This window comes from Streptomyces sp. AB3(2024) (genome assembly GCF_041862025.1).
In the GTDB taxonomy this organism is placed as follows: Bacteria; Actinomycetota; Actinomycetes; order Streptomycetales; family Streptomycetaceae; genus Streptomyces.
Window position 1 is genome coordinate 1 of the sequence record NZ_JBGWAB010000010.1, and the last position, 24,614, is coordinate 24,614.

Sequence of the window (24,614 nt, forward strand, 5' to 3'; positions counted from 1 at the left end):
CAGGAACGGGAGCGCGCCCGCCCCGGCGGCGCCCCGCAGGAGGGTGCGTCTGCTGATCGCGGGCATGAGTCTCTCCAGAGAGGCCGCGTGGTGGGGCCGGGCCCCCCCCCGGGGGCCCGCCCCCCCCCCCCCCCCGACCCCCCCCCCCGCCCCCCCCCCCCGCAACGCGCCCCCCCCCGCCCGCCCGCGGCCCCCCCGCCCGGCGCCCCCGCCCCCCGCGGACGTGTCGCGTCGCGCGTCCGTGCCCGTGTGGCGGCCCCGCGACCGGCGCCTTCCGGTCAGCGGGCCGGGTAGTCCGTGTAGCCGCGGGCGTCGCCCCCGAAGAACGTGGACGGGTCCGGCGTGTTGTACGGGCCTTCGGTGCGCAGGCGCTCGGGCAGGTCGGGGTTGGCCAGGAAGAGGGCGCCGAAGGCGAGCAGGTCGGCGGTGCCGTCCTCGATCAGGGTGAGGGCGCGGTGATCGGTGGGCCCCTCGGTCGCCGGGTTCAGCACGAGCGGTCCGGAGAACTGCTTGCGCAGCACGAGGGTGGTTTCCCGGGCATCGGGGCCGTGCTCCATCACGTGGAGGTAGGCGAGGCCGAGCCCGTCGAGCTCCTTGACCAGCGCCTCGTACGTCGGCCGCGGGTCCGGCTCGGAGATGTCGTTGTACGTGTTCCCGGGCGACACGCGCAGGGCGGTGCGCTCGGCGCCGATCGCGGCGGCCACCGCCCGCACCACCTCCACCGCGAAGCGGATCCGGTTCTCCACCGGGCCGCCCCACTCGTCGGTGCGCAGGTTCGAGCCGGGGGCGAGGAACTGGTGGATCAGGTAACCGTTGGCCCCGTGCAGCTCCACCCCGTCGAAACCGGCCTCCACAGCGTTGCGGGCTGCCAGGGCGTAGGCGGCGACGGTTTCCCGCACCTCGGCCCCGGTCAGCTCGCGCGGGGTGACGAAGTCCTTCATGCCGTCGCCGGTGAACAACTGCCCCCGGGGGGCCACCGCGGACGGGGCCACGGGTACGAGGCCGTCGGGCAGCAGTGACGGGTGGCCGATCCGGCCGGAGTGCATCAGCTGGGCGAAGATCCGGCCACCGGCCGCGTGCACGGAGTCGGTGACCTCGCGCCAGGCCGCCACCTGCTCGGCGCTGTGCAGCCCCGGGGTGAAGGGGTAGCCCTGCCCGACGGCGGAAGGCTGGATGCCCTCGCTGATGAGCAGGCCGGCGGAGGCGCGCTGGGTGTAGTACTCGGTGACGAGGGCCGTCGCGACGCCGCCCTCGCCCGCGCGGCTGCGCGTCATGGGGGCCAGTGCGATCCGGTTGGGCAGGGTGACGCCGGGAATGCGGACCGGTTCGAACGCGCTGGTCATCTTCGCCTCGCAAAGATAGAAGATAGTTGGTCGGCCAATAATTGGCTGTGGATGCAGCGTACCCCATTGTTTGGCCGACCAATCAAATTGCCCCGGCGGGTAGGATTCGCATGACGGCGGCGGGCCGCCGCCCTCGGGGGCGACGGCCGGTGACCGGATCCGACACACCCCTTCAGGAGGAGCGCCCCGATGACTGCGGAACCCGTTCAGGAGCCGCGCACCGCGCCGGGGTGCGCGGCGGCGCCCAGTGCCGTGCTGGACGGGCCGGTGAGTCACGCGATCAGCCGGGTCTCCCGGCTGCACCGGATCGCGGCGGGCCGGGTCCTGCGCGAACTGGGACTCCATCCCGGGCAGGAGTTCGTGATGATGCACCTCTGGGACAGCGGTGCGGTGCGTCAGTCCGAGCTGATCAAGGCGGTGGGCCTCGACCCCTCCACGGTGACCAAGATGCTCCAGCGCCTGGAGCACGCCGGCCACGTGCGCCGCCGCCCCGACCCGTCCGACCGGCGCGCCTCCCTGGTGGAGGCGACGGAGGCCAGTTGCGGCCTGCTGGTCGAGGTCCGCAGGGCCTGGGGCGAGCTGGAACGTCAGACCCTGGAGGGCCTGGACGCCGTCGAGCGCGGCGAACTGGCCCGCCTCCTGGGCAAGGTCGAGGCCACGCTGTGGACGGAGCTCACGCGTGGGGGCGCTGCGGGGTGCGGCGCCGCGTCCGGGGAGCCGGATCCCTGCTAGGAACCGTCCGGCCGGTCATGTGACCACGGTGAAGTCGTCCGGCAGGATCGGGGGAGGGCCCTGGGTCCACACCACCCGCAGTGCCGAGTCGGAGATCCGCCAGCCGTCGGCCGTCCTGACCAGGCTGGCCTCGGTGTGGCCGGCGGAGATGAAGACGTTGCCCGAGCCGTCTGCCAGGACGTGGGTGCTCAGTTGGGCGCCACGGGCGGTGGCCCGGGCGCCATCGATCTCGATGCCGGTGTTGGTGCCCAGATGCACGGTTCGGTCGAAGAGGGCCATTGCGCGCCGGACATGGGCCATGAGGGCGTCGCGGCCGTGGACGGTGCCGATGGGCATCTCGGCGGTGACGTCTTCGGTGTGGAACGCCTGCGCCCACTCCTCGTCGAAAACCCTGTCGTCCAGTGAGCGCAGGTAGCGGTCCATCAGGTCGGTGATCTCGGCGCGGTCGGTCAGGGCCCGCAGTTGCCGCTGCATCTCTTGGGTGTCCATGACCGAAGACTCCTCCCTCAAGTGTGCTTGAGGTCAAGGCCCTTCATTCGAGTCCATCCGGCCGAAGGTATAGGTCGGTCATCGACATATGTCGGCTGCCGAGCTATGTTGATCGTTGTGAACGATCAACCTCTGCGAGAGCCGACCCTGCTCATCCTCACCGCCATCGCCGACGCCCCGCGTCACGGATACGCGATCGCCCGTGAGGTGGAGCAGATCTCTGAAGGCCGCACGAAGATGCGCACCGGAACGCTGTACGGGGCCCTTGAGCGCCTCCTGGAACAGCAGCTGATCGCCGTCCACGACGAGGAGGTGGTCGACGGGCGCAGGAGGCGCAGTTACGCGCTGGCGCCACGGGGACGTGAGGTCCTGGCCGCCGAGGCGGCCCGGCTGGCGCACACCGCCCAGGAGGCGAACCGGCGTCTGGGGCTGGGCGGATTCGGCCGGGCGGTGACCGCATGACCGTCCTGCTGAAGCTCTACCCGGCCGCCTACCGCCGGGAGTTCGGCGACGAGATCGCCGACGCCCACCGCCGGGCCACCGAAGGCGCGGGCCGACGGGCCCGGACGCGCGAGGCCTTGGACGTCGTCGGGCACGCGCTGCGCATGCGGCTCGGACTGTCCTCGGCGGGCCGCGCCGGGCGGCTGCCGGCGGCCGTGGCGCCGTTCGCCGTCGTCGTGGCCGGCCTGAACGCGATGTTCTGGTCCAGGCTGACGGTCTCGTCCCTGCGCGCGGCTTCCGGGATCGGCGAGGCGGGCCCCGTGCTCCTGGTCGGCGTGTCGGGCTTCGTGACGCTCCTGGGTGCCGTGGCGGCCCTGACCGGCCGCTGGGCGGCGGGGGCCTGGACCGTCCTGGCGGGCACGGTCGCCGCATTCGCCGCCATGGCGTTCCGGCCGGGCTTCGGCCTCGGCTTCGCGGTGGTGGTCGGCGGGCTGCCCCTGCTGGCGGCACTGTCGGCGGTGCTCTGTCCGCCCGACCTGCGGCCGGCCTCGCGTCTTCGTACCGCGACCGGGGCGGCCGCCGTGTCGGCGGGGGCGGTGGCGCTGACCGTCGTGCCCGCGGTGAGCGCACTGCCGTCCCCGCTCGGCGCGCTGTTCGCCGTCGCACCGGTGACCGGCGGGCTGCTGCTGGCCGGCCGCCCGGCGTTCGCCCGGCTGCGCACGGCGCCCGCGGTGCTCGTCGCGGGCCTGCCCGTGGTCGCGCTCGTCACCCTCGCGGGGGCGCTGGGAGCCCCGGCCATGATGCTCGCGCTCGGGCTGTTGGTGGTCGCGGCCACGGTGGTGGGGGTCCGTCGCCGCCGGGGCGGATCGCTGCCGTCGGTGTGAGGCCGGAGGTGCCGCCGCCTGGGCCCCGCGTCCGGCGCGGCGGCGTCACTCCCCAGCGGTGTCCGCAGGCGACGAGGGTCGGGCCGTCGGCGGGGCCCGGCTCGGCTCGGGCCGCGGGACGCCTCAGCGCGGCCGCATTCCGTCGAAGACCACCTCGAAGATCCGCTCCCGGGGCGCAGGATCGGCTCCCAGCTGTTCCAGGGCCCTGCCGGTGCCGGCCAGGAGGGCGACGAACTCCGGCAGCCCCAGATCCGGCCGGACCGCCCCGGCCCGCTGCGCCCCGGCCAGCAGATCGCCCAGCCGGGCCCGGATCTCCATGGTCGGCCCCTGCAGGGACGCGTGGACGTCCACCCCGGCCGCGGCGAGGGCCCCGGCGAGCTCGTTCTTCCCCTCGGACTGCTCCACCAGCAGGCGGAAGCAGGCGAAGAAGGCTTCGGCGGGACCCGCCTCCGCGGCCAACCGTGCTGTCCGGGCGGCCATCTCCTCCAGCCTGCGCACCATCACCGCCTCCAGCAGTGCCTCCTTGGTGGGGAAGTGCCTGAAGAGCGTGCCGACCCCGACCCCCGCGATGCGGGCGATCTCCTCGGTCGGCACGCCGACACCGCGGGTGGTGAACACCTCCGAGGCCACGTCCAGCAGCCTGGCCCGGTTACGGGCCGCGTCCGCCCGCAGCGGGCGCTCCTGCGCGCCACCCATTCCTCTCCCATCCTTCGCCGTCGTCGGCAGAATCCCGAGAACCCTGGACAACCGGAGTGCTCAGTCCGTATCGTGAAAACGGAGTTGCCAGTCCGATTCTAGCCGCGGATCCCATCGGAGGTTCGTCATGCCCGAAGCCCTGTCACCGCGCGAGGTCTTCCAGAAACTGATCGAGGGCATCGGGGCGGGACGGTACACGGAGCTCGCCGAGCTCTATGCCGAGGACGCCGTGGTGGAGACCGTCTTCGCGCCGGTCGGACCGCGCCGGTTCGTGGGGCGGGCCGTGCTCGGGGAGCGGTTCGCCCAGGTCGCCGCGAGTTCGCCCGTGGAACTGACCCCGGCGAACGTGGTCGTGCGCGAGACCGACGACGCGGAGGTGGTCGTCGCCGAGTTCGACTACCACGTGCTTCATCGCGACACCGGGCGGACCTTCGAGGCCGCCAACATCCAGGTGCTGCGGGTCCGTGACGGCCTGATCGTCAACAGCCGCGACTACCACGACCACCTCGCCCTCGCCGTGGCCGGCGGCAACCTGCCCGCGCTGGTGGCGGCCCTGGAAGACGAGTAGCGCGTACCGGCCGGGGAACCGGGGGGGCCGCCGCACCCGGTGCGGCGTACGCTCGTGATCGGGACCCGTCGTCGTCCGCCCTTCGTCGTCCGCCCGCCGACGGCCGCGCGGCGAACCGGGTCCGGACCGAACGGGACGGGACCGCGGGAGGACGTGTGACCGCACTCGGTGACTCGGTCGGGATCGACGGCTCGACCGTGCTGGTCCTGGGACAGGAACTCGCTGTCGAGCGTGGGCAGCCGGACGTCGCCAACGCCCTGGTCCACCGGACCGGCGACACCCTGGTGCTCGTCGACACCGGTGTCACGGACGTCTTCCGCGCGGCACTGGGCGAGGCCGCCGACCGCGTCGGGCCCTGGTCGCGGGCGCTGGTGCTCACCACGCACGGCCATCCGGACCACGTCGGCAACAACGACCTGGCCGATGAACTGGGCGTACCGGTCGAGCACTTCGTGCCCGCCCGGGACCTCGACCAGATGCGGGACCCGGCGGCGTACTGGGCGCGGGCCTTCGAGAGCATCGCCGGACCGGCGCCGGGTCCGGCGCCCGCGCAGGCCGCCGAACAGCTGCTCTCGCTCTTCCGGCCACTCCGGCCCTTCGGCGCGACGACCCGTACCTACGAGGAGCGGCCGCTGGAACGGATCCGCATCGGCTCGCTCCGGTTCACCGGCTGGACCTTCGCCGACGGCGCGGTCCGCGTGCTGCGCAGCCAGGGCCACTGTGCCGGGCACGTGATCGTGCACCTGAGGGACTGCGGTGTCCTGCACCTGTCCGACGAGGGCAACGGACCCTGCGGTGCGATGGCCGACGCCGACCAGCTCAAGATCCAGACCGTGCTCGGCGCGGTCGCCCTCCTCTTCGAGGAGGGACAGGCCGCACTCCTCACCGACGGGCACACCTTCACCGTGCGCCGCGGCGCCGAGGCGGTGTCCTACCTCGACGGGCTCCTGGAGCAGGCCACCGCCCTGCAGGAGGCCGCCCTCGGGCTGACCGGGGAGAGCGGGCGGGCCCGGCTCGGGGCGTTCACCGCGGGGTACGCGCGCAGCGCCACCGAACTCGGCGTCAGCGGCGCCAACCCGAACGCGATGTTCACCGCGCTGATGGCGGTGAACCAGCTCCAGGAGCTCGGGCTGCGGCCGGAGTCCGGCGACGCCGACGCGCCCTGGTCCCGGCCCCCGCTCCACGACCCCGACCCACCCGACGGCTGAACCCCGCCCCCGCGCCCGGCCGTCGGGCGAGCGGGCCGCCCCGCGGGACCCGCGGTCGGCGCCCGCTCCCGAAGCCGGCCCCCCGCACCGTCACGCCGACTAGGAGGAACCATGCCAGATCGTGCGCTCAAGTCAGGCAAGTTGCTCGACGTTGGGTAGCGCGGCGGGCCGCCGACAGGGATCAGGCCGTCGAGGGCGTCGACGACGAACCGGGACGCGGGGCATCGCTTCGAACTCGTCTCGTGAGTCGTCGTTCAGCACCGTGCGTGTTTCAGGTGACGGATGCTCAGCGACGGCTGGCCCCGCCGGTCAGTCGATCCCTTCGATGATGCGGAAGTCGCGCTCGACGCCGTCGGGGAGGGTCACCAGCGCCTTCTGGTATGCCTCGCTCTCGTATGCCGCGAGGGCCTGTTCAAAGCTGTCGAACTCGATCAGAACGACGCGTTGCGTGATTCCGGCCTCGTGGGCGACGACTCGACCGCCACGGGACAGGACGCGCCCGCCCCCAGCCTGGACAGCCGGACCGGCCAGCTTGTCGTAGGCAGCCAGCCTCTCAGGGTCGGAAATGGCGGGGTAGACACTGACCCAGTAGCCCTTGGCCATGGAAACCTCCTGTGTTCGGCCGGACAGGTCTGACTTCGAATCGACACTCAGATCGATCGATCCCGGCATGCGCAGGTTAGGGCTTGATGTGCGGTCGGGGGAAAGACCGGTACGGGATAGACTCAGAACGGATCGTTATCAATCGGCGGGGAGGGCGCGTGGCGCCGGATACGGTGAGCCTGCGGTACTTCCTGGTGCTGGCGCAGGAGTTGAACTTCACCCGCGCGGCCGCACGGATCGGTATCGCGCAGCCCGCACTCAGCGCCCGGATGCGCCGATTGGAGGCGGAACTCGGTACGGCCCTGCTGGTCCGCAACACGCGCAACGTCGTATTGACCACGGCCGGTGCGGCTTTGGCGGAGTCCGCGCCGCCCGCGCTGGCGGCGCTGGACCGGGCGTGGGACACCGCCCGGAGCGCGGCGGCCGGTGAACTGGGCACGCTGCGCATCGGTTACAGCCTCAGCGCCGGGGCCGAGACGGCACCGGCCCTGGTGGACAGACTGATTCGCGGCAACAGCGGACTCGACGTCGGCGCGGTCCCGATGGCGACACCGGAGATCTCCCCCGCGGTCGCCGACGGCCGCATCGATGCCGGGATCACCCGCGGTGAACAACCGGGCCGTGGCGTGCGCCGGTTCCTGCTGCGGCGTCAGCGCATCGGGGTCCAGCTGGCGCAGCACCATCCGCTGGCCGAACACCCGGAGATCGAGATCGCCGACGCGGCCGCGTATCCGCTGCGACTCCCGGACCGTGCGGCCAACCCCGTGATCCACGATCAGCTGTCCGCACTGTTCCGGGACATCCGACCACACCCCCGATTCCACACGCCTGCAGTCTCTTTCGACATGTCTCAGAGCGACCTGCGCGACGGGGTCACCCTCGCCCCGGCCGGAGAAGCCGCGGCCACGGCACAACCGGCCGGCCTCACCTGGCGACCGCTGCGGGGCGCGCCCGGCCTGACGGTCCATCTGGTCCTCCCGCGCGAGCAGTCGCCACTACACCGCCGCATCCGTGCCGTCGCCAAATCCCTGGCGCACGAGCTGCACTGGCTGCCGGACTGACGCGCAAGAGGGGGGTCCGGCCGGCCGTCCCCGCCTCGTTGACCGGGCCCGCCGGGCGCGGTCCGGATGGGCCGCCCACAGCAGGGCGAAGGAGGCCGGTACGAGGAAGGCCGCGCCGGCGCCCTGGGCGAACCGGCACCCGATCAGCGCCACTGCCGAGGGGGAGAGGGCGCAGCCGGTCGAGGCCTGGGTGAACACGGTCAGCCCGAAGAGGTAGAGCGGCCGCTGCCCTGATCGCGGACGCCTCTCGCCCTGCGCCGGAGGGCTGACCCGGGTGGACGATGGACCGCCGGCGCGCCGCCGGAGGGCTCCACCTCCCGGACCGTGGACGGGGAGACGGTCTAACGGTGTGCGCGCTGGGACTCGACCATCCGGCGCACGGTGCCGTCGACGTCCGCCCGCGCCTGGATCCGCTCGGCGAACCCGGGGAACTGGCCGGCGATGGCGCTCAGCAGCCGCAGCTCCAGCGGCGCCACGTTGACCTCGCAGAGGTCGCGGCGGACGGCCCGTACGACGCCGTCGGCGACCTGGCCGGGTGTGACGGTCCTGATGCCGTTCGGGGTCGTGGCACCGGTGTCCGCGAACATCCCGGCGTCCCGGACGAAACCGGGCTGGATCAGGGACACCCCCACCCCCGTGCCCCTGAGCTCCTGGCGCAGGGCGAGGGCGAATCCGCGCAGCCCGAACTTGGTCGCGTTGTACAGCGAGGTCGACCTCGACGCAGCCTTGCCGGAGATGGATCCGACCAGCACGATGTGGCCGCGGCCGCGGGCGACCATGTGCTCCGCGAGCAGCCGGGACAGCAGGAGGGGCGCACGCAGGTTGACGTCGAGGGCGCGGTCGAGCTGATCCTCGGTGTAGTCCAGGAGTTCGCCGCTGGCGGGCAGCGCGGCGTTCGCGACGAGGAGGTCCGTCTCGGCGCAGGCCCCGGCGAGGCGGACGACGTCGGACCTGACGGCGAGGTCGGCGACGACGGTGCGGGCGCCGCAGGCGTCCGCCGTGGCCTTGAGGGCCTCCGGCCGCCGCCCGGTGACCGTGAGGCGGGCCCCGCGCGCGCTCAGGCGTGCGGCCAGGGTGGAGCCGATGCCCCCGGTGGCCCCGGTGAGCAGAACGTTCGATCCGGAAAGGTCCACAACGACTCCTGTGTGACGTCCCTCAACTGTTCGTTCGAACGAACAGTAGGGACCGCTCCGCCCCGTGTCCACACCCGGTCCCCCCAACTCCCGTCTCCCGCAAGGGCGTCCGGGCAGGTCGATGGGGCAGAATGCCGACATGCCCCATGCCTCCGACACCCGCCAGAGCATCATCGACGCCGTACTGCGGATCATCGGGCAGGACGGCGTCGCGGCCGTCACCAACCGGCGGATCGCCAAGGAGGCCGGAGTCTCCCTCGGTTCCGTCACCTACCACTTCGCCACCCAGCACGAGCTTCTGCGCGAGAGCCTGCTGCACTTCGTGGCCGAGGAGACCCGGCACTTCACGGCCCTCGCGGACGTCTGCACCGACGAGCCCTTCGACATCGGGCAGGCGGCCGAGGCGGTGGCGCGGGTCGCAGGCGGCAACGCCTTCGACAGCCGCCACATCGCGCCCTTCGAGCTGTACGTCCAGGCCGGCCGCGACGAGCGGCTGCGCACCGCCGCGGCCGACTGCTTCGCCGCCTACGACCTGCTGGCCACCCGGATCCTGACCCAGCTCGCAGTGCCCGACCCCGAGCGCCTGGCGGGTGTGGCCGTAGCCCTGGTCTTCGGGCAGCAGCTGCGCCGCCTGGCCACCGGCGCCCCCGCGGAGGACCTCGTCGACACCCTGCTGATCCTGACGAAGCTCACCCCGTCGCGCATTCCGTAGGCGCCGGCGGGTGATCCGAGCGCCGCGAACACGCCGATCCGCTCCTGCCCTGCCCTGCCCTGCCCCGATCCGGTCCCGCCCCGCGTCGCCCACGCGTGACGGGCCACCCGGACGCCCCTCGCGAGTGCGCGATATGCCCTGATTCCTCCGATATCTCCTCATGGGGGCGGGAAGTGACTCCCGTCACTTCCCGTGACCGATGGGACATGCCTCCGTAGGACCGGGGCAGGCGGGCCCGAGCATCGCCGCCGCGGGCAGTCCGCGGTGCCGGAATCGGAGGTACAGCGCGTCGTGTCCGAGCAGACGACCATCCACATCGCCGGGACCTGGCGTTCCGCGGTATCAGGAGCCACCCGAGAGGTCCTCGACCCGGCCGACGGCACGGTCCTCGCCGTCGTCGCCGAGGCGGGCGCCGCGGACGCCGACGCGGCCGTCGGCGCGGCCCGCGCCGCCTTCGACAGCGGACAGTGGCCCCGGACCCCCGTCCCGGAGCGGGCCGCACTGCTGCGCCGCACCGCCGACCTGCTCCACCGCGACCGCGACCGCCTCGGGCTGCTGGAGAGCCTCGACGCGGGCAAGACCCTGGAAGAGGGCCGTGCGGACGTGGACTGCGTCGCCGCCGCCTTCCGCTACTTCGCCGACCTCGTCGCCGGCGAGAGCGCGGGACGTGTCGTGGACGCCGGGACCCCCGACGTCCACAGCGTCGTCGTCCACGAGCCCGTCGGGGTCTGCGCCCTGATCACCCCCTGGAACTACCCGCTCCTCCAGGCCTCCTGGAAGATCGCCCCCGCCCTCGCCGCCGGCAACACCTTCGTGCTCAAGCCCAGCGAGATCACCCCGCTGTCCACCGCGGCCCTCGTCGGCCTGCTGGTGGAGGCCGGCCTGCCGGCCGGTGTCGCCAACCTGGTCACCGGCCCCGGCGACCCCGTCGGCGCGCGGCTCGCCGCCCACCCCGACGTGGACCTCGTCTCCTTCACCGGCGGGCTCACCAGCGGTACGAAGGTGATGCGCGCGGCCGCCGACTCCGTCAAGAAGGTCGCCCTCGAACTCGGCGGCAAGAACCCCAACGTGGTCTTCGCCGACGCCTGCGCCACCGAAGAGGGCTTCGACACCGCCGTCGACCAGGCCCTCAACGCCGCCTTCATGCACAGCGGCCAGGTCTGCTCCGCAGGCTCCCGCCTCATCGTCGAGGAGGGCGTCGCCGAGCGCTTCGTCGCCGAACTCGCCCGCCGGGCCGACCGGATCCGCCTCGGCCGCGGCACCGACCCGGGCGTGGAGTGCGGACCGCTGGTCTCGGCCGCCCAGCGCGAGCGCACCGAGGAGTACGTGGCCTCGGCCCTCGCCGAGGGCGCCGTGCTCCGCGCGGGCGGACACCGCCCCGACGGGCCCGGCTGGTTCTACCGGCCGACCGTGCTGGACCGTTGCCACCGCGGGATGCGCGTCGTACGGGAGGAGGTGTTCGGGCCGGTCCTGACCGTCGAGACCTTCCGTACCGAGGCGGAGGCCGTCGCGCTGGCCAACGACACCGAATACGGGCTCGCCGGCGCGGTGTGGACCTCCGACCCGGGCCGCGCTCGCCGCGTGGCGGGCCGGTTGCGCCACGGCACCGTCTGGATCAACGACTTCCACCCCTACCTCCCGCAGGCCGAGTGGGGCGGCTTCGGCAAGTCCGGCACCGGACGCGAACTGGGCCCCTCGGGCCTGGCCGAGTACCGCGAGACCAAGCACGTGTACCAGAACCTCGCCCCCCACCCCGTGCGCTGGTTCGCGGGCTGAAGGAGGAACAGAGCCGTGAACACCCCCACCCCCACCCCCACCCCCACCCCCACGCCCACCCCCGCGCCCGAGGAGCAGGAGTACGACTACGTCGTCGTCGGCGGCGGCACCGCCGGCTCGGTGATCGCCTCCCGCCTGACCGAGGACCCCGACGTCACCGTCGCCGTCATCGAGGGCGGTCCCAGCGACGTCGACCGCCCCGAAGTGCTTACCCTGCGCCGCTGGATGGGGCTCCTCGGCGGCGAGCTCGACTACGACTACCCCACCACCGAGCAGCCCCGCGGCAACTCGCACATCCGCCACAGCCGCGCCCGCGTCCTCGGCGGCTGTTCCTCCCACAACACCCTCATCGCCTTCAAGCCGCTCCCGTCCGACTGGGACGAGTGGGAGCGGTCGGGAGCCGAGGGCTGGCACGCGGCCGCCATGGACCCGTACTTCGACAGGCTCCTGAACAACATCGTCCCGGTGGCCGAGAAGGACCGCAACGCCATCGCGCGCGACTTCGTCGACTCCGCGCAGACCGCCCTGGGCGTCCCGTGCGTCGAGGGGTTCAACGAGAAGCCCTTTCACGAGGGCGTCGGCTTCTTCGACCTCGCCTACCACCCGGAGGACAACAAGCGCTCCTCCGCGTCGGTGGCCTACCTCCACCCCGTCATGGACGAACGCCCCAACCTCCGGATCCTCCTGGAGACCTGGGCCCACCGCCTCGAACTCGACGGCACCCGCGCGCGCGGCGTCCACGTACGCGCCGAGGACGGGACGGAGTTCCTGGTCACCGCCCGCCGCGAGGTACTGGTGTGCGCCGGCGCCGTCGACACCCCACGGCTGCTGCTGCACTCGGGCATCGGCCCGCGCGCCGACCTCGAAGCCCTCGGCATCCCCCCGCAGCACGACCTGCCCGGTGTCGGGGAGAACCTGCTCGACCACCCCGAATCGGTGATCGTCTGGGAGACCGACGGCCCGATACCCGAGAACTCCGCGATGGACAGCGACGCCGGGCTGTTCGTCCGGCGCGACCCCGACTCCGCCGGGCCCGACCTGATGTTCCACTTCTACCAGGTCCCCTTCACCGACAATCCCGAGCGCATCGGCTACGAACGCCCCGCGCACGGGGTGTCGATGACCCCGAACATCCCCAAGCCCCGCAGCCGCGGCCGCCTCTACCTGACCAGTGCGGACCCCGAGGTCAAACCGGCCCTGGACTTCCGCTACTTCACCGACGAGGACGACTACGACGGCCGGACCCTGGTGGACGGCATCAAGCTCGCCCGCGAGATCGCCGCGACCCGGCCACTGGCCGACTGGCTGGTGCGCGAGGTGTGCCCCGGCCCGGAGATCACCGGCGACGAGGAGCTGAGCGCCTACGCCCGCTCCGTCGCCCACACCGTCTACCACCCCGCCGGAACCTGCCGGATGGGCGCCGTCGACGACCCCGGCGCCGTGGTGGGCCCGGACCTGAAGATCCGCGGACTCGAAGGCATCCGCATCGCGGACGCCTCCGTCTTCCCGACGATGCCCGCGGTCAACCCGATGATCGGAGTGCTCATGGTCGGCGAGAAGGCAGCCGAGCTGCTGGCCCGGGAAGGCGGTACCCGGTGAACACCGCCACCGCCACCACCACCGAGGCGCCCGTCTTCGCCGTGGACGGCCTCTGGAAGGTCTTCGGCCCCGAGAAGGCCGCCGCCCGGGTCCCCGGCTCCGCCGAAGCCACCGGCCTGTCCGCCGCCGAACTGCGCGAGCGCACCGGCTGCACCGCCGCCGTCCGCGACGTCACCTTCGACGTCCGCAAGGGCGAGGTCTTCGTCGTGATGGGCCTGTCCGGCTCCGGCAAGTCCACCCTCGTGCGCTGCCTCACCCGGCTCATCGAACCCACCGCCGGAAGCCTGGCCATCGACGGCGAGGACGTCCTCGCCATGGACGCCGCCCGGCTGCGCGCCCTGCGCCGCCACCGCGCCGCCATGGTCTTCCAGCACTTCGGCCTCCTCCCGCACCGCAACGTCCTGGACAACGTCGCGTACGGACTGGAGATCCAGGGCGTCGGCCGCGGCGACCGCCGGGACAAGGCCGCCGAACTCGTCGCCAAGGTCGGCCTCGAAGGACTGGAGGAACGCCGCCCCGGCCAGCTCTCCGGAGGCCAGCAGCAGCGCGTCGGCCTGGCCCGCGCCCTCGCCGCCGACCCCGAGGTCCTGCTGTTCGACGAGCCGTTCAGCGCGCTCGACCCCCTCATCCGCCGGGAGATGCAGGAGGAGGTCGCCCGGCTCCACCACGAGGAGGGCCGCACCATGGTCTTCATCACCCACGACCTCGCCGAGGCCCTGCGCCTGGGCGACCGGATCGCGCTGATGCGCGACGGCCGCATCGTGCAGCTCGGCACTCCCGAGGAGATCGTCGGCTCGCCCGCCGACGACTACGTACGGGACTTCGTCCGTGACGTCCCCCGCGAACAGGTGCTCACCGTCCGCAGCGCGATGCGCCCCGCGGCCGCGGGCGAGGCGGAGCGGGGGCCCGCCCTGGCCCCCTCCACCACCGTGGTCGAGGCCATCCAGGCCGTCGCCCGCAGCGGGGGCGCGGGGGGGGGGGGGGGGGCCCCCCCCCCCCCCGCCGGGCTGCTCGCCGTCGTGGCCGGACTCCCGGCCGGCCCCGGACGGGGGGTGGCGGCATGACCCGCCCGGCCCGCCCCACGGCCCACGCCCCCGACGAACGGAGGTGGTGCGCGTGACCGCGACCCCGACCCACACATCGACCGGAACCCCGTCCGGCAGCCGCACCGCCACCTCTTCGCAGGGCCCGCAGTCCGTCGAACGGTCGGCCGGTCCGAGTCCCGCGGGCGCCTCGCCCGCCGCCCGGGAACGTCCCCGCAGACCCCTGGCCGCCCTCGCCGCGCGCCGCGCCTTCCTCGTCCCGATGGGCGTCGCCGTCGCCCTGCTGATCCCGCTCGCCGTGGCCTTCCCGGGCGCCGGCAGCTGGCCCGCGGCCCTCACGGCCGACCTGTCCGGCCCGCTCGGCCGCGCCGGCGACTGGATCATCGACCACCGCGACAGCCACCCCCTCTTCCTCTACTTCTTCGGCCACATCAGCAACGCCGTCGTGATGTCCGTCCGCGCCGTGTACGTCCTGCTGCTCGCCGCCGGCTGGACCGGGGTCACCGCCTTGGCCGCTCTCGTCGCCTGGCGCCTCGCGGGCATCCGCCTCGCCCTCACCTGCGCCGCCGCCTTCGTCGCCTGCGGGCTGCTCGGCATGTGGGTGCCGACCATGCAGACCCTCGCGCTGATGGCGGTCGCCGTCGCGGCCTCCGTCGTGCTGGGCGCCCTGCTCGGTCTCGCCGCGGGACTTTCCCCGCGCGCCGACCGCCTCCTGCGTCCCGTACTCGACACCATGCAGATCCTGCCGGCCTTCGCCTACCTGCTGCCGATGGTGCTCGTCTTCGGCATCGGCGTGCCCGCCGCGGTCCTCGCCACCGTCGTCTACGCCGCCCCGCCCATGGCCCGCCTCACCGCCCTCGGCCTGCGCGGGGCCGACGCGGGCGTCATGGAAGCCGCCGCCTCGCTCGGCGCGACCGGACGCCAGCGACTGCTGACCGCCCGCCTGCCGCTCGCGCGCCGACAGCTCCTGCTCGGAGTCAACCAGGCCATCATGACGGGCCTGTCCATGGCCGTCATCGCCTCGGTGATCGGCGCGGGCGGCCTCGGCGACCGCGTCTACCAGGCCCTCGCCTCCGTGGACGTCGGCGCGGCACTGGCCGCGGGCATCCCGATCGTGCTGCTCGCCGTCGTACTGGACCGCACCGCCGACGCCGCGGGCCGCCGGATCGGTGCCACCCCCGTGCCCGTCCGCGAACAGCACCTGCTGCGGCGGGTGTTCTCCGGCTGGTACGGCCGGCTGCTCACCTTCCTCGTGGCGGTGGCCGCCGCCGTCGCGGGCCGCGTCGCCGGAAGCTCCCTGTGGCCCGGGTCCTGGACCGTCCCCCTCGCCGACCCGGTGAACTCCGCCGTCGCCTGGATGACCGGCCACCTCTACTCCGGCGTCCCCGTCGTCGGCGGCACCGCCGACTGGGCCGGCCGGTTCACCGGCTGGATCCTCGACCCGCTGCGCTCCGGACTCCAGACCGCCCCCTGGTGGCTGCTCCTCCTGCTGGCCTGCGCGCTCGCCCTCCGCGCGGGTACCTGGCGCACCGCACTCACCGCCGTCCTCGCCCTGGGCGCCGTCGGAGTGCTCGGCGTGTGGGAAGCCTCCCTGGACACCCTCTCCCAGGTCCTGGCCGCCGTCGCGGTCACGCTCGTACTCGGCTTCGCGATCGCCGTGGGCGCCGCCCGCAGCGCCCGGGCGGAGCGGCTGCTGCGGCCCGTCCTCGACGTGTGCCAGACCCTCCCGCAGTTCGTCTACCTCATCCCCGTGGTCGCACTGTTCGGCGTCGGCCGCGCACCGGCCGCCGCGGCCGCCGTGGTGTACGCGCTGCCGGCCGTCGTACGGATCACCGCACAGGGCCTGCGCGAGGTGGACCCGACCGTCGTGGAATCCGTCCGCTCGCTCGGCGCGACCCGCGTGCAACTGCTAAGGCAGGTCCAACTGCCGCTCGCCCGACCCGCGTTGCTCCTGGCCGTCAACCAGGCCGTGGTCCTCGTCCTCGCCGTCGTCATCATCGGCGGCCTGGTCGGCGGTGGCGCGCTCGGCTACGACGTCGTCCTCGGCCTCGCCCAGGGCGACCTCGCCACCGGCCTGGTGGCCGGCGCCGCGATCGTCTGCCTCGGCCTGCTGCTCGACCGCCTCACCCAGCCCGCGAAGGAGGCCTGACATGCGCGACGCACACCCCCGGCGCCCCCTCGGCCGCCACGGCGCGGCCGTACTCGCCGCCGCCACCGCCCTCGCCGCCCTCACCGGCTGCGGCGCGGCCGACATGACCCGCCAGTCCTCCCCGTACGCCGTCGCACAGGGCGCGAAGACCGTCACCCTCTCCGTCCAGTCGTGGGTCGGCGCCCAGTCGAACACCGCCGTCGCCGCCTACCTCCTCGAACACGAGCTGGGCTACCGCGTGGACACCGTCCAGGTCGACGAGGTTCCCGCCTGGGACGCCCTCAGCCAGGGCCGCGTCGACGCGATCCTGGAGGACTGGGGCCACCCCGAGCAGGAGAAGCGGTACGTCGAAGGGAAGAAGACCATCACCCCCGGCGGGGACCTCGGGGTGACGGGCCACATCGGCTGGTTCGTCCCCACCTACTTCGCCGAGGCCCATCCCGACGTCACCGACTGGAAGAACCTCGACAAGTACGCCGATCAGCTGCGCACCCCCGAGAGCCGCGGCAAGGGCCAGCTGATGGACGGCTCCCCGTCCTACGTCACGAACGACAAGGCGCTGGTGAAGAACCTCGGCCTCGACTTCGAGGTCGTCTTCGCCGGTTCCGAGGCCGCGCAGATCACCCAGATCAAGCAGTTCGCGAAGGAGCACAAGCCCTTCCTGACGTACTGGTACGAGCCCCAGTGGCTCTTCGAACGCGTCCCGATGACCGAGGTGAAACTCCCCGAGTACACCGACGGCTGCGCCGACGATCCACAGAAGGTGGCCTGTGCCTACCCGCGCACACCGCTGCAGAAGTACCTGAACACGCGCTTCGCGGACTCGGGCGGCAAGGCGGCCGACTTCCTCAAGAAGTTCCACTGGACCAAGGCGCAGCAGAACGAGGTGTCCCTGATGATCGCCGAGGAGAAGCTCTCGCCCCAGCAGGCGGCGAAGAGGTGGGTGGAGCGCAACGAGGACGTGTGGAAGCCCTGGCTGACCTGACGTCCGCGCACCCCCACCGCCCACCGCCCACCGCCCGCCGGCCTGCCGCAGGAGGGGCACCTGCCGCCGTACGGGCCGTCAGACGGGCGGCCGGGACGGGGTGTCCAGGCCGTCCAGGCTGTCCAGCAGCCTTCGGAAGGGCTGCCGCAGGGCCACCGCCACCGGCTGCCGCACCGCGGCCGCGTACGCGGCGAAGGCACTCCGGGCGGCCGCGACCTCCGTCCGGGCACTGCCACCGGCCAGGGTCTCGTCCACGGCCCGGACCGTGGCGGCGGCCAGGCCGGGCAGATCGCGGCGGGCCCGCGCGACATCGGCGGCCAGGTCATTCCGGCCGGCGAACGCCGCCACCTCCTCGGCCAGGGCCTCCACCCCGGCGCACAGGTCGCGGGCCAGACGCAGTCGCCGTGCGAGGCCGCGGATCTCCTCGCGGTCGCGTCGGCGCAGCGGATTGAACCTCAGGGCCCGTTCGGCGTCACGCGCCTCGTCCCCGGCCCGGCGCACCGCCCGGGTCTCACGGAGCACGAGGTCCAGGTTGTCCCCGGCGGCGGCCGGACCCGTACCCAGCACCTGTACCGTTCCGGCCAGCGCGCGGGTGAGCCGCAGCCGGCACTCCCGTACCGAGACGGCCATCGCTCGGCGGGGACTCGGCGGCCACAGCAGCGGGGCCAGGAGCACCGTGACCGCGGCCCCGGCCGCCGTTTCCCACATTCGGTCCAGGGCGTAGGCGTCGGGGCTGGGGTTGGCCAGGACGAGCAGGGAGGACGCGGCGATCTGGACGTCGAGCGAGGCACCGGCGCGCAACACCATCCCCAGGGCCAGCCCGAGCGAGACCACCAGGGCCAGCGCCGCGGTGGAGGGGCGCAGCCACTGCAGGACGACGATGCCCAGCAACACGCCCGCGACCACGCCGCCGACCCGCTCCAGCGAGGTGCTGAACGCCGCCGCCGGATCACTGCGCAGCGCGACCAGCGGCACGATCGCGGCGAACACCGGGGGCTGGTCGGCGCCCAGCCACAGGGCGGTCTGCCATGCGGCGACCACCGTGACGGCGATACGAGCCGCCGCCGGCCCCTCGGCGGCCGCCCTCCGGCGGACCCGCCCCCACACCTCTGCGCTCATCCGCGCCCATCCGCTCACCGATCCGCGGTCCGGAACCGAAGCCTGTCAGGACGCCCGCGGCGCCGTACGGGAGGCTCCACCACGGGTCCCCCGAACGCGGCCGCGGCGCACGCCCGCCCGCGGAGCTCCGGCCGGGTCGGTGACCGGCTCAGGTGCCGAGCGGGTGGCCGGTCGTCGCGTCCACGTGGTCGGGGACCTCCTCGTGGCGATCGCCCACGGTCGGCGTCCCGGTGGGCTCGAACAGCAGGATGGCGGCGCCGGACGGAGCGTGGGGCTTGTGCTCCGTACCCCGGGGAACGGTGAAGACCGACCCCCGCGGGAGCAGGACCGTACGCTCCCCGGCGGGCTCGCGCAGGGAGATGCGCAGCTCCCCGTCCAGGACCAGGAAGAACTCGTCGGTGTCGTCGTGGACGTGCCAGACGTGTTCGCCCTCGACCTTGGCGACGCGCACGTCGTAGTCGTTGACCCGCGTGACGATACGGGGGCTCCACAGGGCATCGAAGGAGGCCAGGGCCTCGCTGAGGGAAAGGGGTACGTTGCTCATGGGCTCATCCTGGGGCGTTACGCACGGCCGGTGTGAGTGCTAGGAATTGCACATGTCGAAAGAATCCTCGCAAGGGGTGCGCCCGGCCGGCGCGCACCGGGTCGTCGTGATCGTGGACGAGAACTCGAACCCGTTCGAGCTCAGCTGCGCGATCGAGGTCTTCGGCCTGCGCAGACCCGAGCTCGGCCGTGATCTCTACGACTTCCGGCTCTGCTCTCCCGGGCCCCGCACCCTGATGCGGGACGGGTTCTTCACCCTCACCGGAGTCGCAGATCTGGAAGCGGCAGACGAGGCCGACACCCTGATCGTCCCCAACCGCCCCGACGTCGAGGTGCCCCGCCGGCCCGCCGTGCTCGACGCCGTCCGACGGGCGCACGCGCGCGGCGCGCGCCTGATCGGCTTCTGCAGCGGCGCCTTCACCCTGGCCGAGGCCGGAGTCCTCGACGGGCGCCGGGCCACCGCGCACTGGCAGTGGGCCGATTCCTTCCGGGACCGCTTCCCCTCCGTCCACCTCGAACCGGACGTGCTCTTCGTGGACGACGGTGACATCCTCACCGCCGCCGGGAGCTCGGCCGCGCTCGACCTCGGGCTGCACGTGGTCCGCCGCGACCACGGCGCGGAGGTCGCCAACTCCGTGAGCCGGCGACTGGTCTTCGCCGCGCACCGCGACGGCGGGCAGCGCCAGTTCGTGGAGCGCCCCGTCCCCGACCTGCCGGACGAGTCCCTGGCGCCGGTCCTGGCCTGGGCCCAGGAACGGCTGGACACGGTGCTGACCGTGTCCGACCTCGCGGCGCGTGCGGCCATCAGTCCGGCGACCCTGCACCGCCGCTTCCGGGCCCAGCTGGGGACGACGCCCTTGTCGTGGCTCACGGGGGAACGGCTCGCCCTCGCATGCCGGTTGATCGAGCGGGGCGAGTCCCGCTTCGAGGTGGTGGCGCGGTGCAGCGGGCTCGGCACCGCAGCCAATCTGCGCGCCCTGATGCGCCGCGAGACCGGCGTCGCCCCGTCGGTGTACCGGCGCCGGTTCGGGGCCGGGGTGGAATGACGGACGGACGGGCGGGCGGGCGGGCGGGCGGCCCGGTCGCCGCGTCGGACGGGGGAGCGGCCGGAGCCGGGGCGGTCCACCGCCGGTGGGGCGAGGGGGGATGGTGGTGGCGCGCCCTCACCGCGGGCGGATGCCCTCGGTGGGCAGGTCCGCGTGTTCCTTGAGATGGGGGTCGGCAGCGAGGGCCCGCGCGTACCAGGCGCCGTATCGGGCGCCCAGCATTGGGGCGGTGGCGCCGTGCAGGCAGATGCTCAGCGCCACCGTCAGCGCTACCGCACCCTCGACGACCCGGCCGCCGGGAAGCTGCGCCTCGGCCGCGATCAGGCCGAACACGATCGAAGCCAGGCCACGGGGGCCGAACCAGCCGACGTACGCGAAGGTCGCGGGGCGCAGCCCCGTTCCCAGCAGGGCGGCGGCGACCGGGAGCATCCGGATCGCGGTGAGACTGAGTACGGCGTAGACGGGGATCTGCCAGGTCATGTGGCCCAGGGCCGGTCCGAGAATGGCCGCGCCGAACGCCAGGAAGCTCAACGAGGCGAGCAGCACGCCGAGCCGCTCCGCGAAGTCGGTCGCGTCGGCCGGGGGATCCGCGGCGGCGTCGCCCGCGAGGGTGGGTGACCGCAGGACGTTCCCGAAGGCCAGTCCGGCGACCCAGACGGCGATGAACCCGCTGCCCTCGATCTCCACGGCCAAGGGGTAGGCGACGACGGGAACGGCCAGCGACGCCAGCTGACGCCACCCCTGGGCGGTCCACGTGCGCGAGGCCGACCAGCGCAGGAGCCGCGCGACGGTCCAGCCGACGGCCAGCCCGATCGCCGAACTCAGCAGCAGGGCACGCAGGAACGTCTCACCGATGCCCTGTCCGCCCTGCCCGCCGCCCGCCGCCGTCAGCGCGAGGAGGAAGAACGGCAGGGCCAGGCCGTCGTTGAGCCCCGACTCGACGTCCAGACCGTGTCGTACGAGGGCGGGCACCCTGCGGTCCGAGACGGCCTGCTGGCCCAGTGCCGCATCGGTGGGACCGAGGACGACGGCGACGACCGCCAGTTCCCACACCCCCAGGCCCGGAAGCAGCGGCCACGCCACCAGCCAGCCCAGCGCGAACGTCAGCGGCAGCCCGACGGCCAGCAGCCGCAGCGGTACGAACAGTTCCCTGCGCAGCTCCGCCCTGCGGATGGCCGCCGCACCCGTGAACAGCACCACCGCCAGCGCGCCCTCCAGGAGCGCCCTGACGGACTGCGGGTCCGTCCCCTCGTCGACGAGGCCCAGCCCCAGGGGGCCGATGCCCAGGCCGGCGACCATGAACACCAGGGGTCCGGACACGACCGTGGTGGACAGTCGACGGGACAGCGCCGCGTAGCAGGCGATCACCGCGCCCGCCACCATCCACGCCCACGGGCTCACGGCTCTTCCTCCCGGCACGAACGACAGCGGCGAAAACGTCCCGGTGTCATCTTCCGCCGACGGCCCCGCAACCGGTGGCAGGCCCCGCCGCGAGTCGGCGCGCGCCGGAGCGGCGGGCGGGCCGGACCTCTCACACCGTTTTGATGCCGCCGCCCTCGACGCGGTAGTCGGCGCCGGTCACGCTGGCCGCGCGGTCCGAGACGAGGAACGCGACGACGGAGGCGACCTCGTCGGGTTCGACCATGCGGCCGGTGGTCATGCCCATCGCCGCCGGCACCCCGGACACGAAATCGTGGTGCCCGACGCCGTTCGCCTCGGCGAGGCGGGCACCGAAACCGCCGGCGTCCTCCCACATGCCGGTTCGCGTCGGCCCCGGGGAGACCGTGTTCACGCGTACGCCCCTGGGGCCGAACTCCTCGGACAGCGCCTTGCCGAACGCGTTGAGGCCCGCCTTCGCGACTCCGTACTCGATGGGACCCGTGCCCGGCATGCGGGCGCTCATCGACGAGATGTTCACCACCGAACCGCGGCGTTCCAGGATGCTCGGCAGCAGCCGTCGGGTGACGCGTACCGTCCCGAACAGGTTCACCTCGAAACTCCGTGCCCACAGGGCGTCGTCCGTGGCGAGGAACCCGTTCAGGGTGAACTCGTCCCCTCCGCCCAGGTTGTTGACCAGGATGTCCACACCGCCGAGTGCGGCGAGCGCCCGCGCCCCCAGTTCCTCGGCGCCCTCCGGAGCGCTCAGGTCGACCGCGACCGCGTGGGCGCCGGTCTCCTTCAGTTCGGCCGTGATCGTGCGGGCCGCACCGACCACGCGGACCCCCTCGGCGACGAGCCGCCGGGTGATCGCGAGGCCGACGCCCCGGCTCGCCCCTGTCACGACCGCGGCCTTGCCCGCGAGATCGAGCTCCATGTCGGACTCCATTCTCCTCGAATTTTTTTGAACCACAGGTACAAAACAAGCTCATAAAAAAGAGGCGGGCCGCCGCCGGGCGCCGCCGGACTACAGGGCGCCCATCGCCGCGTCCACGACCTGCCGCAACCGCGTGCCGTCCCGGTCGGTCCTCGCCAGCACCCGCATGCCGATCACCGTGGCGAGCAGCCAGGCGGCCACCGCCTCCGCGTCCCGCCCGCCGTCGATCTCGCCGGCCCGTTGGCCCGCCTCCACGGTCGCCCGGAACGCGCTCTCCGTCCGCGCGAACATCATGCGTACGGTGTCGGTCGTCCCGGCGTCCGAAGGGGCGGACTCGGCGGCGGTGTTGACCGCCATGCATCCGCGCCGGTCCGGGTCGCCCAGGTCGAGCTCGACCAGGGCCTCCAACGCGCCCCGCAGCCGGTCCCTCGCGGAGCCGGGGTGGTCGAGGAGCTCCTCCAGCCATGCGGCCTGCGAGTCCCGGTAGCGCGCGAGGGCCCGCTCGAACAGGGCGTGCTTGCTGCCGAAGGCGTTGTAGAGACTGCCCTTGCCGATGCCGATCTCGTCCACGAGGTCCTGAGGCGTCGTCGCCGCGTACCCCTTGCGCCAGAACACGCCCATCGCGCGCTCCACCGCCACGTCCGGATCGAACTGCTTCGGCCTGCCCATGACGCCCACCGTAGCAGTGTTTTTGACCTACGGGTCAAGTAGTCGTCGATTCCCCGGCGCACCGGACCGCCCCCGCGGCTGGGCCGTCCGGGGTCGTCGGCATCGGACTCGCCGTTGTACTGACGTTCGCCCTCGCCCAGGGTTCCTGACAGTGGTTCGCCACGTTCATCGGCGTGACGCTCCTGGCGGTGATCCTGGCCTTTCAGGGACGGCCGCCGTGGACGCCCGGCATCAGGACCGGGTACATGCGCAATCCGGTCGCGTACTCGCTGGTCGTCGGTCTGTGCGTGGCGCTCGTGCCGGCCCCCCATGCTCCAGCGCCGGGCCTGGCTGTTCCCCATGTCGGGCACGCGCAGCGGTTGCCCGGAGATGGGCAGGTACGAGGCCCTCCTGACGGAGGCCGCGCTGGCGGACCTGGCCGGCCGCGACGGCGCCGCTCTGGCGTACGCCCGGGCGAACCGGAGCGGGAAGGCCGTCGCCGACTGCCTGGCGGCCACGACGACCCTGTGGCTGCCCCTCTACGGCGCCGCGGCGGCCGTGCTGGTCGGGGCCCGTAGCCTGGTTCCGCGACCGGGCCCGCGCGCGGCAGGACCCCCGGCCCGCCTCCGTCCCGACGGGGCCGCCGGCCACGGGGGCCCTCCGGGACGGCGCGACGTAGTCCGAAGCGCGCACGTCCATCGGATGACGCACCCGCGGTGGCCGGATGCCGGTGATCAGAGCGGAGCCCCGCCGGCTCGCGGAGGCACGGCGTACGGGCGGAGGACCATCAGGGAGTCTTCGGGGGTCGCCACCATGGCGAAGGGGAAGCGGTCGAGATCGAGGCAGAGCGCGACGTCGTCCGGATGGACTCCCTGGCGCACGCCCCCGGCGAGCTCGGCGGCGGCGCGTGACTCTCCGGCGCGGCGGAGGAACCCGGCCGGATCCGTCCCGGCCCCGGTGGCCCGCCCGGCGATGTACTGGGCGCACGCCAGGTCCTCATCGGCCTGACCGTCCTCGCCGGTGACCACGAACGTGACGCCGTCGCACCCGCGTGTCCGCAGGAGCCGGGCCGTCGCCTCCGCCACCACGAAGGCGGCGCACAGCACCAGCGACGCGTCCTTGACCGCGAGGGCGCCCACCGTCCCCGCCGTGGTCTTCTGCACCACGGTCCGTCCGCCCAGGTCGGCGGAGCGCAGCAGGCCCGGCGAGTTGACCAGGTCGAACCCGGGCGCGGCCGGGCCGTCCTTGAGTGCCACCCAGTCCGGGTGACGGGCCTTGAGGGCCAGGGCGTCGTCCAGGGACTCGGCCAGAACCATCTTCTCCGCCCCTCGGGCAAAGGCCCAGGCGGCCACGGTGTAGGCGCGCATGACGTCGATCACGACCGCCACGGAAGGGGTTTCGACCAGTTCGGAGATGCCGAGGAAACGAGCGTCCATACCGGTCATGATCGTCCATGCCCGCCGCGAAGCCCCCGGATGGTGGTGCGCGTCACAACTGTCGTCCGGGTCCGGGCCGGTGGTGG

At 73.3% G+C, this 24,614-nt stretch carries 24 protein-coding genes; 13 read left to right on the plus strand and 11 right to left on the minus strand.

Annotated elements, in window-relative coordinates; translation table 11 throughout:
* Positions 1 to 278: 278 nt before the first annotated feature.
* A complete protein-coding gene (locus ACEPPI_RS06630; RefSeq protein WP_373914386.1) occupies positions 279 to 1,316 on the minus strand; it encodes an alkene reductase in 1,038 nt (345 codons plus the stop codon).
* 216 nt (positions 1,317 to 1,532) lie between these two features.
* Here ACEPPI_RS06630 and ACEPPI_RS06635 point away from each other — a divergent pair, with 216 nt between their 5' ends.
* Positions 1,533 to 2,075 (plus strand): MarR family winged helix-turn-helix transcriptional regulator, encoded by a 543-nt coding sequence (locus ACEPPI_RS06635; protein ID WP_373914292.1) that lies wholly within the window; start codon positions 1,533 to 1,535, stop codon positions 2,073 to 2,075.
* Between the two features lie 15 nt (positions 2,076 to 2,090).
* Here ACEPPI_RS06635 and ACEPPI_RS06640 read toward each other — a convergent pair whose 3' ends face one another.
* Positions 2,091 to 2,564, minus strand: coding sequence for a nuclear transport factor 2 family protein (locus ACEPPI_RS06640; protein ID WP_373914293.1), 474 nt, complete (start codon positions 2,562 to 2,564; stop codon positions 2,091 to 2,093).
* Positions 2,565 to 2,681: 117 nt separating this feature from the next.
* Between ACEPPI_RS06640 and ACEPPI_RS06645 the strand changes: the two genes are divergently transcribed.
* Both ACEPPI_RS06645 and ACEPPI_RS06650 read left to right on the plus strand, forming a co-directional pair.
* Positions 2,682 to 3,026: a PadR family transcriptional regulator gene (locus tag ACEPPI_RS06645; RefSeq protein ID WP_373914294.1), complete on the plus strand. Its 345-nt coding sequence runs from the start codon at positions 2,682 to 2,684 to the stop codon at positions 3,024 to 3,026.
* Positions 3,023 to 3,889 (plus strand): hypothetical protein, encoded by an 867-nt coding sequence (locus ACEPPI_RS06650; protein ID WP_373914295.1) that lies wholly within the window; start codon positions 3,023 to 3,025, stop codon positions 3,887 to 3,889. Before ACEPPI_RS06645 ends, ACEPPI_RS06650 begins: the two co-directional genes overlap by 4 nt.
* Positions 3,890 to 4,012: 123 nt before the next feature.
* Here ACEPPI_RS06650 and ACEPPI_RS06655 read toward each other — a convergent pair whose 3' ends face one another.
* Positions 4,013 to 4,585 carry a TetR/AcrR family transcriptional regulator gene (locus ACEPPI_RS06655; RefSeq protein WP_373914296.1) on the minus strand — a complete coding sequence of 191 codons (573 nt, stop codon included), beginning with the start codon at positions 4,583 to 4,585 and terminating at the stop codon, positions 4,013 to 4,015.
* Positions 4,586 to 4,712: 127 nt separating this feature from the next.
* On the opposite strand from ACEPPI_RS06655, the gene ACEPPI_RS06660 reads away from it, so the two are divergent.
* A complete protein-coding gene (locus ACEPPI_RS06660; RefSeq protein WP_373914297.1) occupies positions 4,713 to 5,153 on the plus strand; it encodes a nuclear transport factor 2 family protein in 441 nt (146 codons plus the stop codon).
* Between the two features lie 155 nt (positions 5,154 to 5,308).
* Positions 5,309 to 6,361 (plus strand): MBL fold metallo-hydrolase, encoded by a 1,053-nt coding sequence (locus ACEPPI_RS06665; protein WP_373914298.1) that lies wholly within the window; start codon positions 5,309 to 5,311, stop codon positions 6,359 to 6,361.
* A 309-nt stretch (positions 6,362 to 6,670) separates the two neighbouring features.
* Here the strand turns inward: ACEPPI_RS06665 and ACEPPI_RS06670 are convergent, their stop codons facing one another.
* Positions 6,671 to 6,964: a DUF1330 domain-containing protein gene (locus ACEPPI_RS06670; RefSeq protein ID WP_373914299.1), complete on the minus strand. Its 294-nt coding sequence runs from the start codon at positions 6,962 to 6,964 to the stop codon at positions 6,671 to 6,673.
* Positions 6,965 to 7,122: 158 nt separating this feature from the next.
* Here ACEPPI_RS06670 and ACEPPI_RS06675 point away from each other — a divergent pair, with 158 nt between their 5' ends.
* The gene (locus ACEPPI_RS06675; RefSeq protein ID WP_373914300.1) at positions 7,123 to 8,025 is read left to right on the plus strand and encodes a LysR family transcriptional regulator; all 903 of its coding nucleotides are present in this window, start codon (positions 7,123 to 7,125) and stop codon (positions 8,023 to 8,025) included.
* Positions 8,026 to 8,366: 341 nt separating this feature from the next.
* On the opposite strand, the gene ACEPPI_RS06680 is transcribed toward ACEPPI_RS06675, so the two are convergent.
* Entirely contained in the window at positions 8,367 to 9,158 is a 792-nt protein-coding gene (locus ACEPPI_RS06680) for an SDR family NAD(P)-dependent oxidoreductase (RefSeq protein WP_373914301.1), read from the minus strand.
* A gap of 139 nt (positions 9,159 to 9,297) precedes the next feature.
* Here ACEPPI_RS06680 and ACEPPI_RS06685 point away from each other — a divergent pair, with 139 nt between their 5' ends.
* The 6 genes from ACEPPI_RS06685 (at position 9,298) to ACEPPI_RS06710 (ending at position 17,422) form a co-directional block, all read left to right on the plus strand.
* On the plus strand, positions 9,298 to 9,870 hold the full coding sequence (locus tag ACEPPI_RS06685) for a TetR/AcrR family transcriptional regulator (protein ID WP_373914302.1): 573 nt from the start codon (positions 9,298 to 9,300) through the stop codon (positions 9,868 to 9,870).
* Positions 9,871 to 10,161: 291 nt separating this feature from the next.
* Positions 10,162 to 11,646, plus strand: a complete 1,485-nt coding sequence (locus ACEPPI_RS06690) for an aldehyde dehydrogenase family protein (protein ID WP_373914303.1) — start codon at positions 10,162 to 10,164, stop codon at positions 11,644 to 11,646.
* A 15-nt stretch (positions 11,647 to 11,661) separates the two neighbouring features.
* Positions 11,662 to 13,245 carry a GMC family oxidoreductase gene (locus tag ACEPPI_RS06695; RefSeq protein ID WP_373914304.1) on the plus strand — a complete coding sequence of 528 codons (1,584 nt, stop codon included), beginning with the start codon at positions 11,662 to 11,664 and terminating at the stop codon, positions 13,243 to 13,245.
* Entirely contained in the window at positions 13,242 to 14,309 is a 1,068-nt protein-coding gene (locus ACEPPI_RS06700) for a glycine betaine/L-proline ABC transporter ATP-binding protein (RefSeq protein WP_373914305.1), read from the plus strand. Before ACEPPI_RS06695 ends, ACEPPI_RS06700 begins: the two co-directional genes overlap by 4 nt.
* Positions 14,310 to 14,511: 202 nt before the next feature.
* Complete coding sequence (locus ACEPPI_RS06705; RefSeq protein ID WP_373914387.1) at positions 14,512 to 16,437, plus strand: ABC transporter permease subunit; 1,926 nt, start codon at positions 14,512 to 14,514, stop codon at positions 16,435 to 16,437.
* Between the two features lies 1 nt (position 16,438).
* Positions 16,439 to 17,422, plus strand: a complete 984-nt coding sequence (locus tag ACEPPI_RS06710) for an ABC transporter substrate-binding protein (RefSeq protein WP_373914306.1) — start codon at positions 16,439 to 16,441, stop codon at positions 17,420 to 17,422.
* Between the two features lie 78 nt (positions 17,423 to 17,500).
* On the opposite strand, the gene ACEPPI_RS06715 is transcribed toward ACEPPI_RS06710, so the two are convergent.
* Positions 17,501 to 18,541 carry an aromatic acid exporter family protein gene (locus tag ACEPPI_RS06715; protein WP_373914307.1) on the minus strand — a complete coding sequence of 347 codons (1,041 nt, stop codon included), beginning with the start codon at positions 18,539 to 18,541 and terminating at the stop codon, positions 17,501 to 17,503.
* A 148-nt stretch (positions 18,542 to 18,689) separates the two neighbouring features.
* Positions 18,690 to 19,085 carry a cupin domain-containing protein gene (locus ACEPPI_RS06720; RefSeq protein ID WP_373914308.1) on the minus strand — a complete coding sequence of 132 codons (396 nt, stop codon included), beginning with the start codon at positions 19,083 to 19,085 and terminating at the stop codon, positions 18,690 to 18,692.
* Positions 19,086 to 19,137: 52 nt separating this feature from the next.
* On the opposite strand from ACEPPI_RS06720, the gene ACEPPI_RS06725 reads away from it, so the two are divergent.
* Positions 19,138 to 20,130, plus strand: coding sequence for a GlxA family transcriptional regulator (locus ACEPPI_RS06725; protein WP_373914309.1), 993 nt, complete (start codon positions 19,138 to 19,140; stop codon positions 20,128 to 20,130).
* 117 nt (positions 20,131 to 20,247) lie between these two features.
* On the opposite strand, the gene ACEPPI_RS06730 is transcribed toward ACEPPI_RS06725, so the two are convergent.
* From ACEPPI_RS06730 to ACEPPI_RS06745, 4 genes are all read right to left on the minus strand, one after another.
* Entirely contained in the window at positions 20,248 to 21,531 is a 1,284-nt protein-coding gene (locus ACEPPI_RS06730; RefSeq protein WP_373914310.1) for a cation:proton antiporter, read from the minus strand.
* A gap of 130 nt (positions 21,532 to 21,661) precedes the next feature.
* Positions 21,662 to 22,444: an oxidoreductase gene (locus tag ACEPPI_RS06735; protein WP_373914311.1), complete on the minus strand. Its 783-nt coding sequence runs from the start codon at positions 22,442 to 22,444 to the stop codon at positions 21,662 to 21,664.
* A gap of 90 nt (positions 22,445 to 22,534) precedes the next feature.
* Positions 22,535 to 23,113: a TetR/AcrR family transcriptional regulator gene (locus ACEPPI_RS06740; RefSeq protein WP_373914312.1), complete on the minus strand. Its 579-nt coding sequence runs from the start codon at positions 23,111 to 23,113 to the stop codon at positions 22,535 to 22,537.
* A gap of 713 nt (positions 23,114 to 23,826) precedes the next feature.
* Positions 23,827 to 24,528 carry a 2-phosphosulfolactate phosphatase gene (locus ACEPPI_RS06745; protein WP_373914313.1) on the minus strand — a complete coding sequence of 234 codons (702 nt, stop codon included), beginning with the start codon at positions 24,526 to 24,528 and terminating at the stop codon, positions 23,827 to 23,829.
* Positions 24,529 to 24,614: the final 86 nt, after the last annotated feature.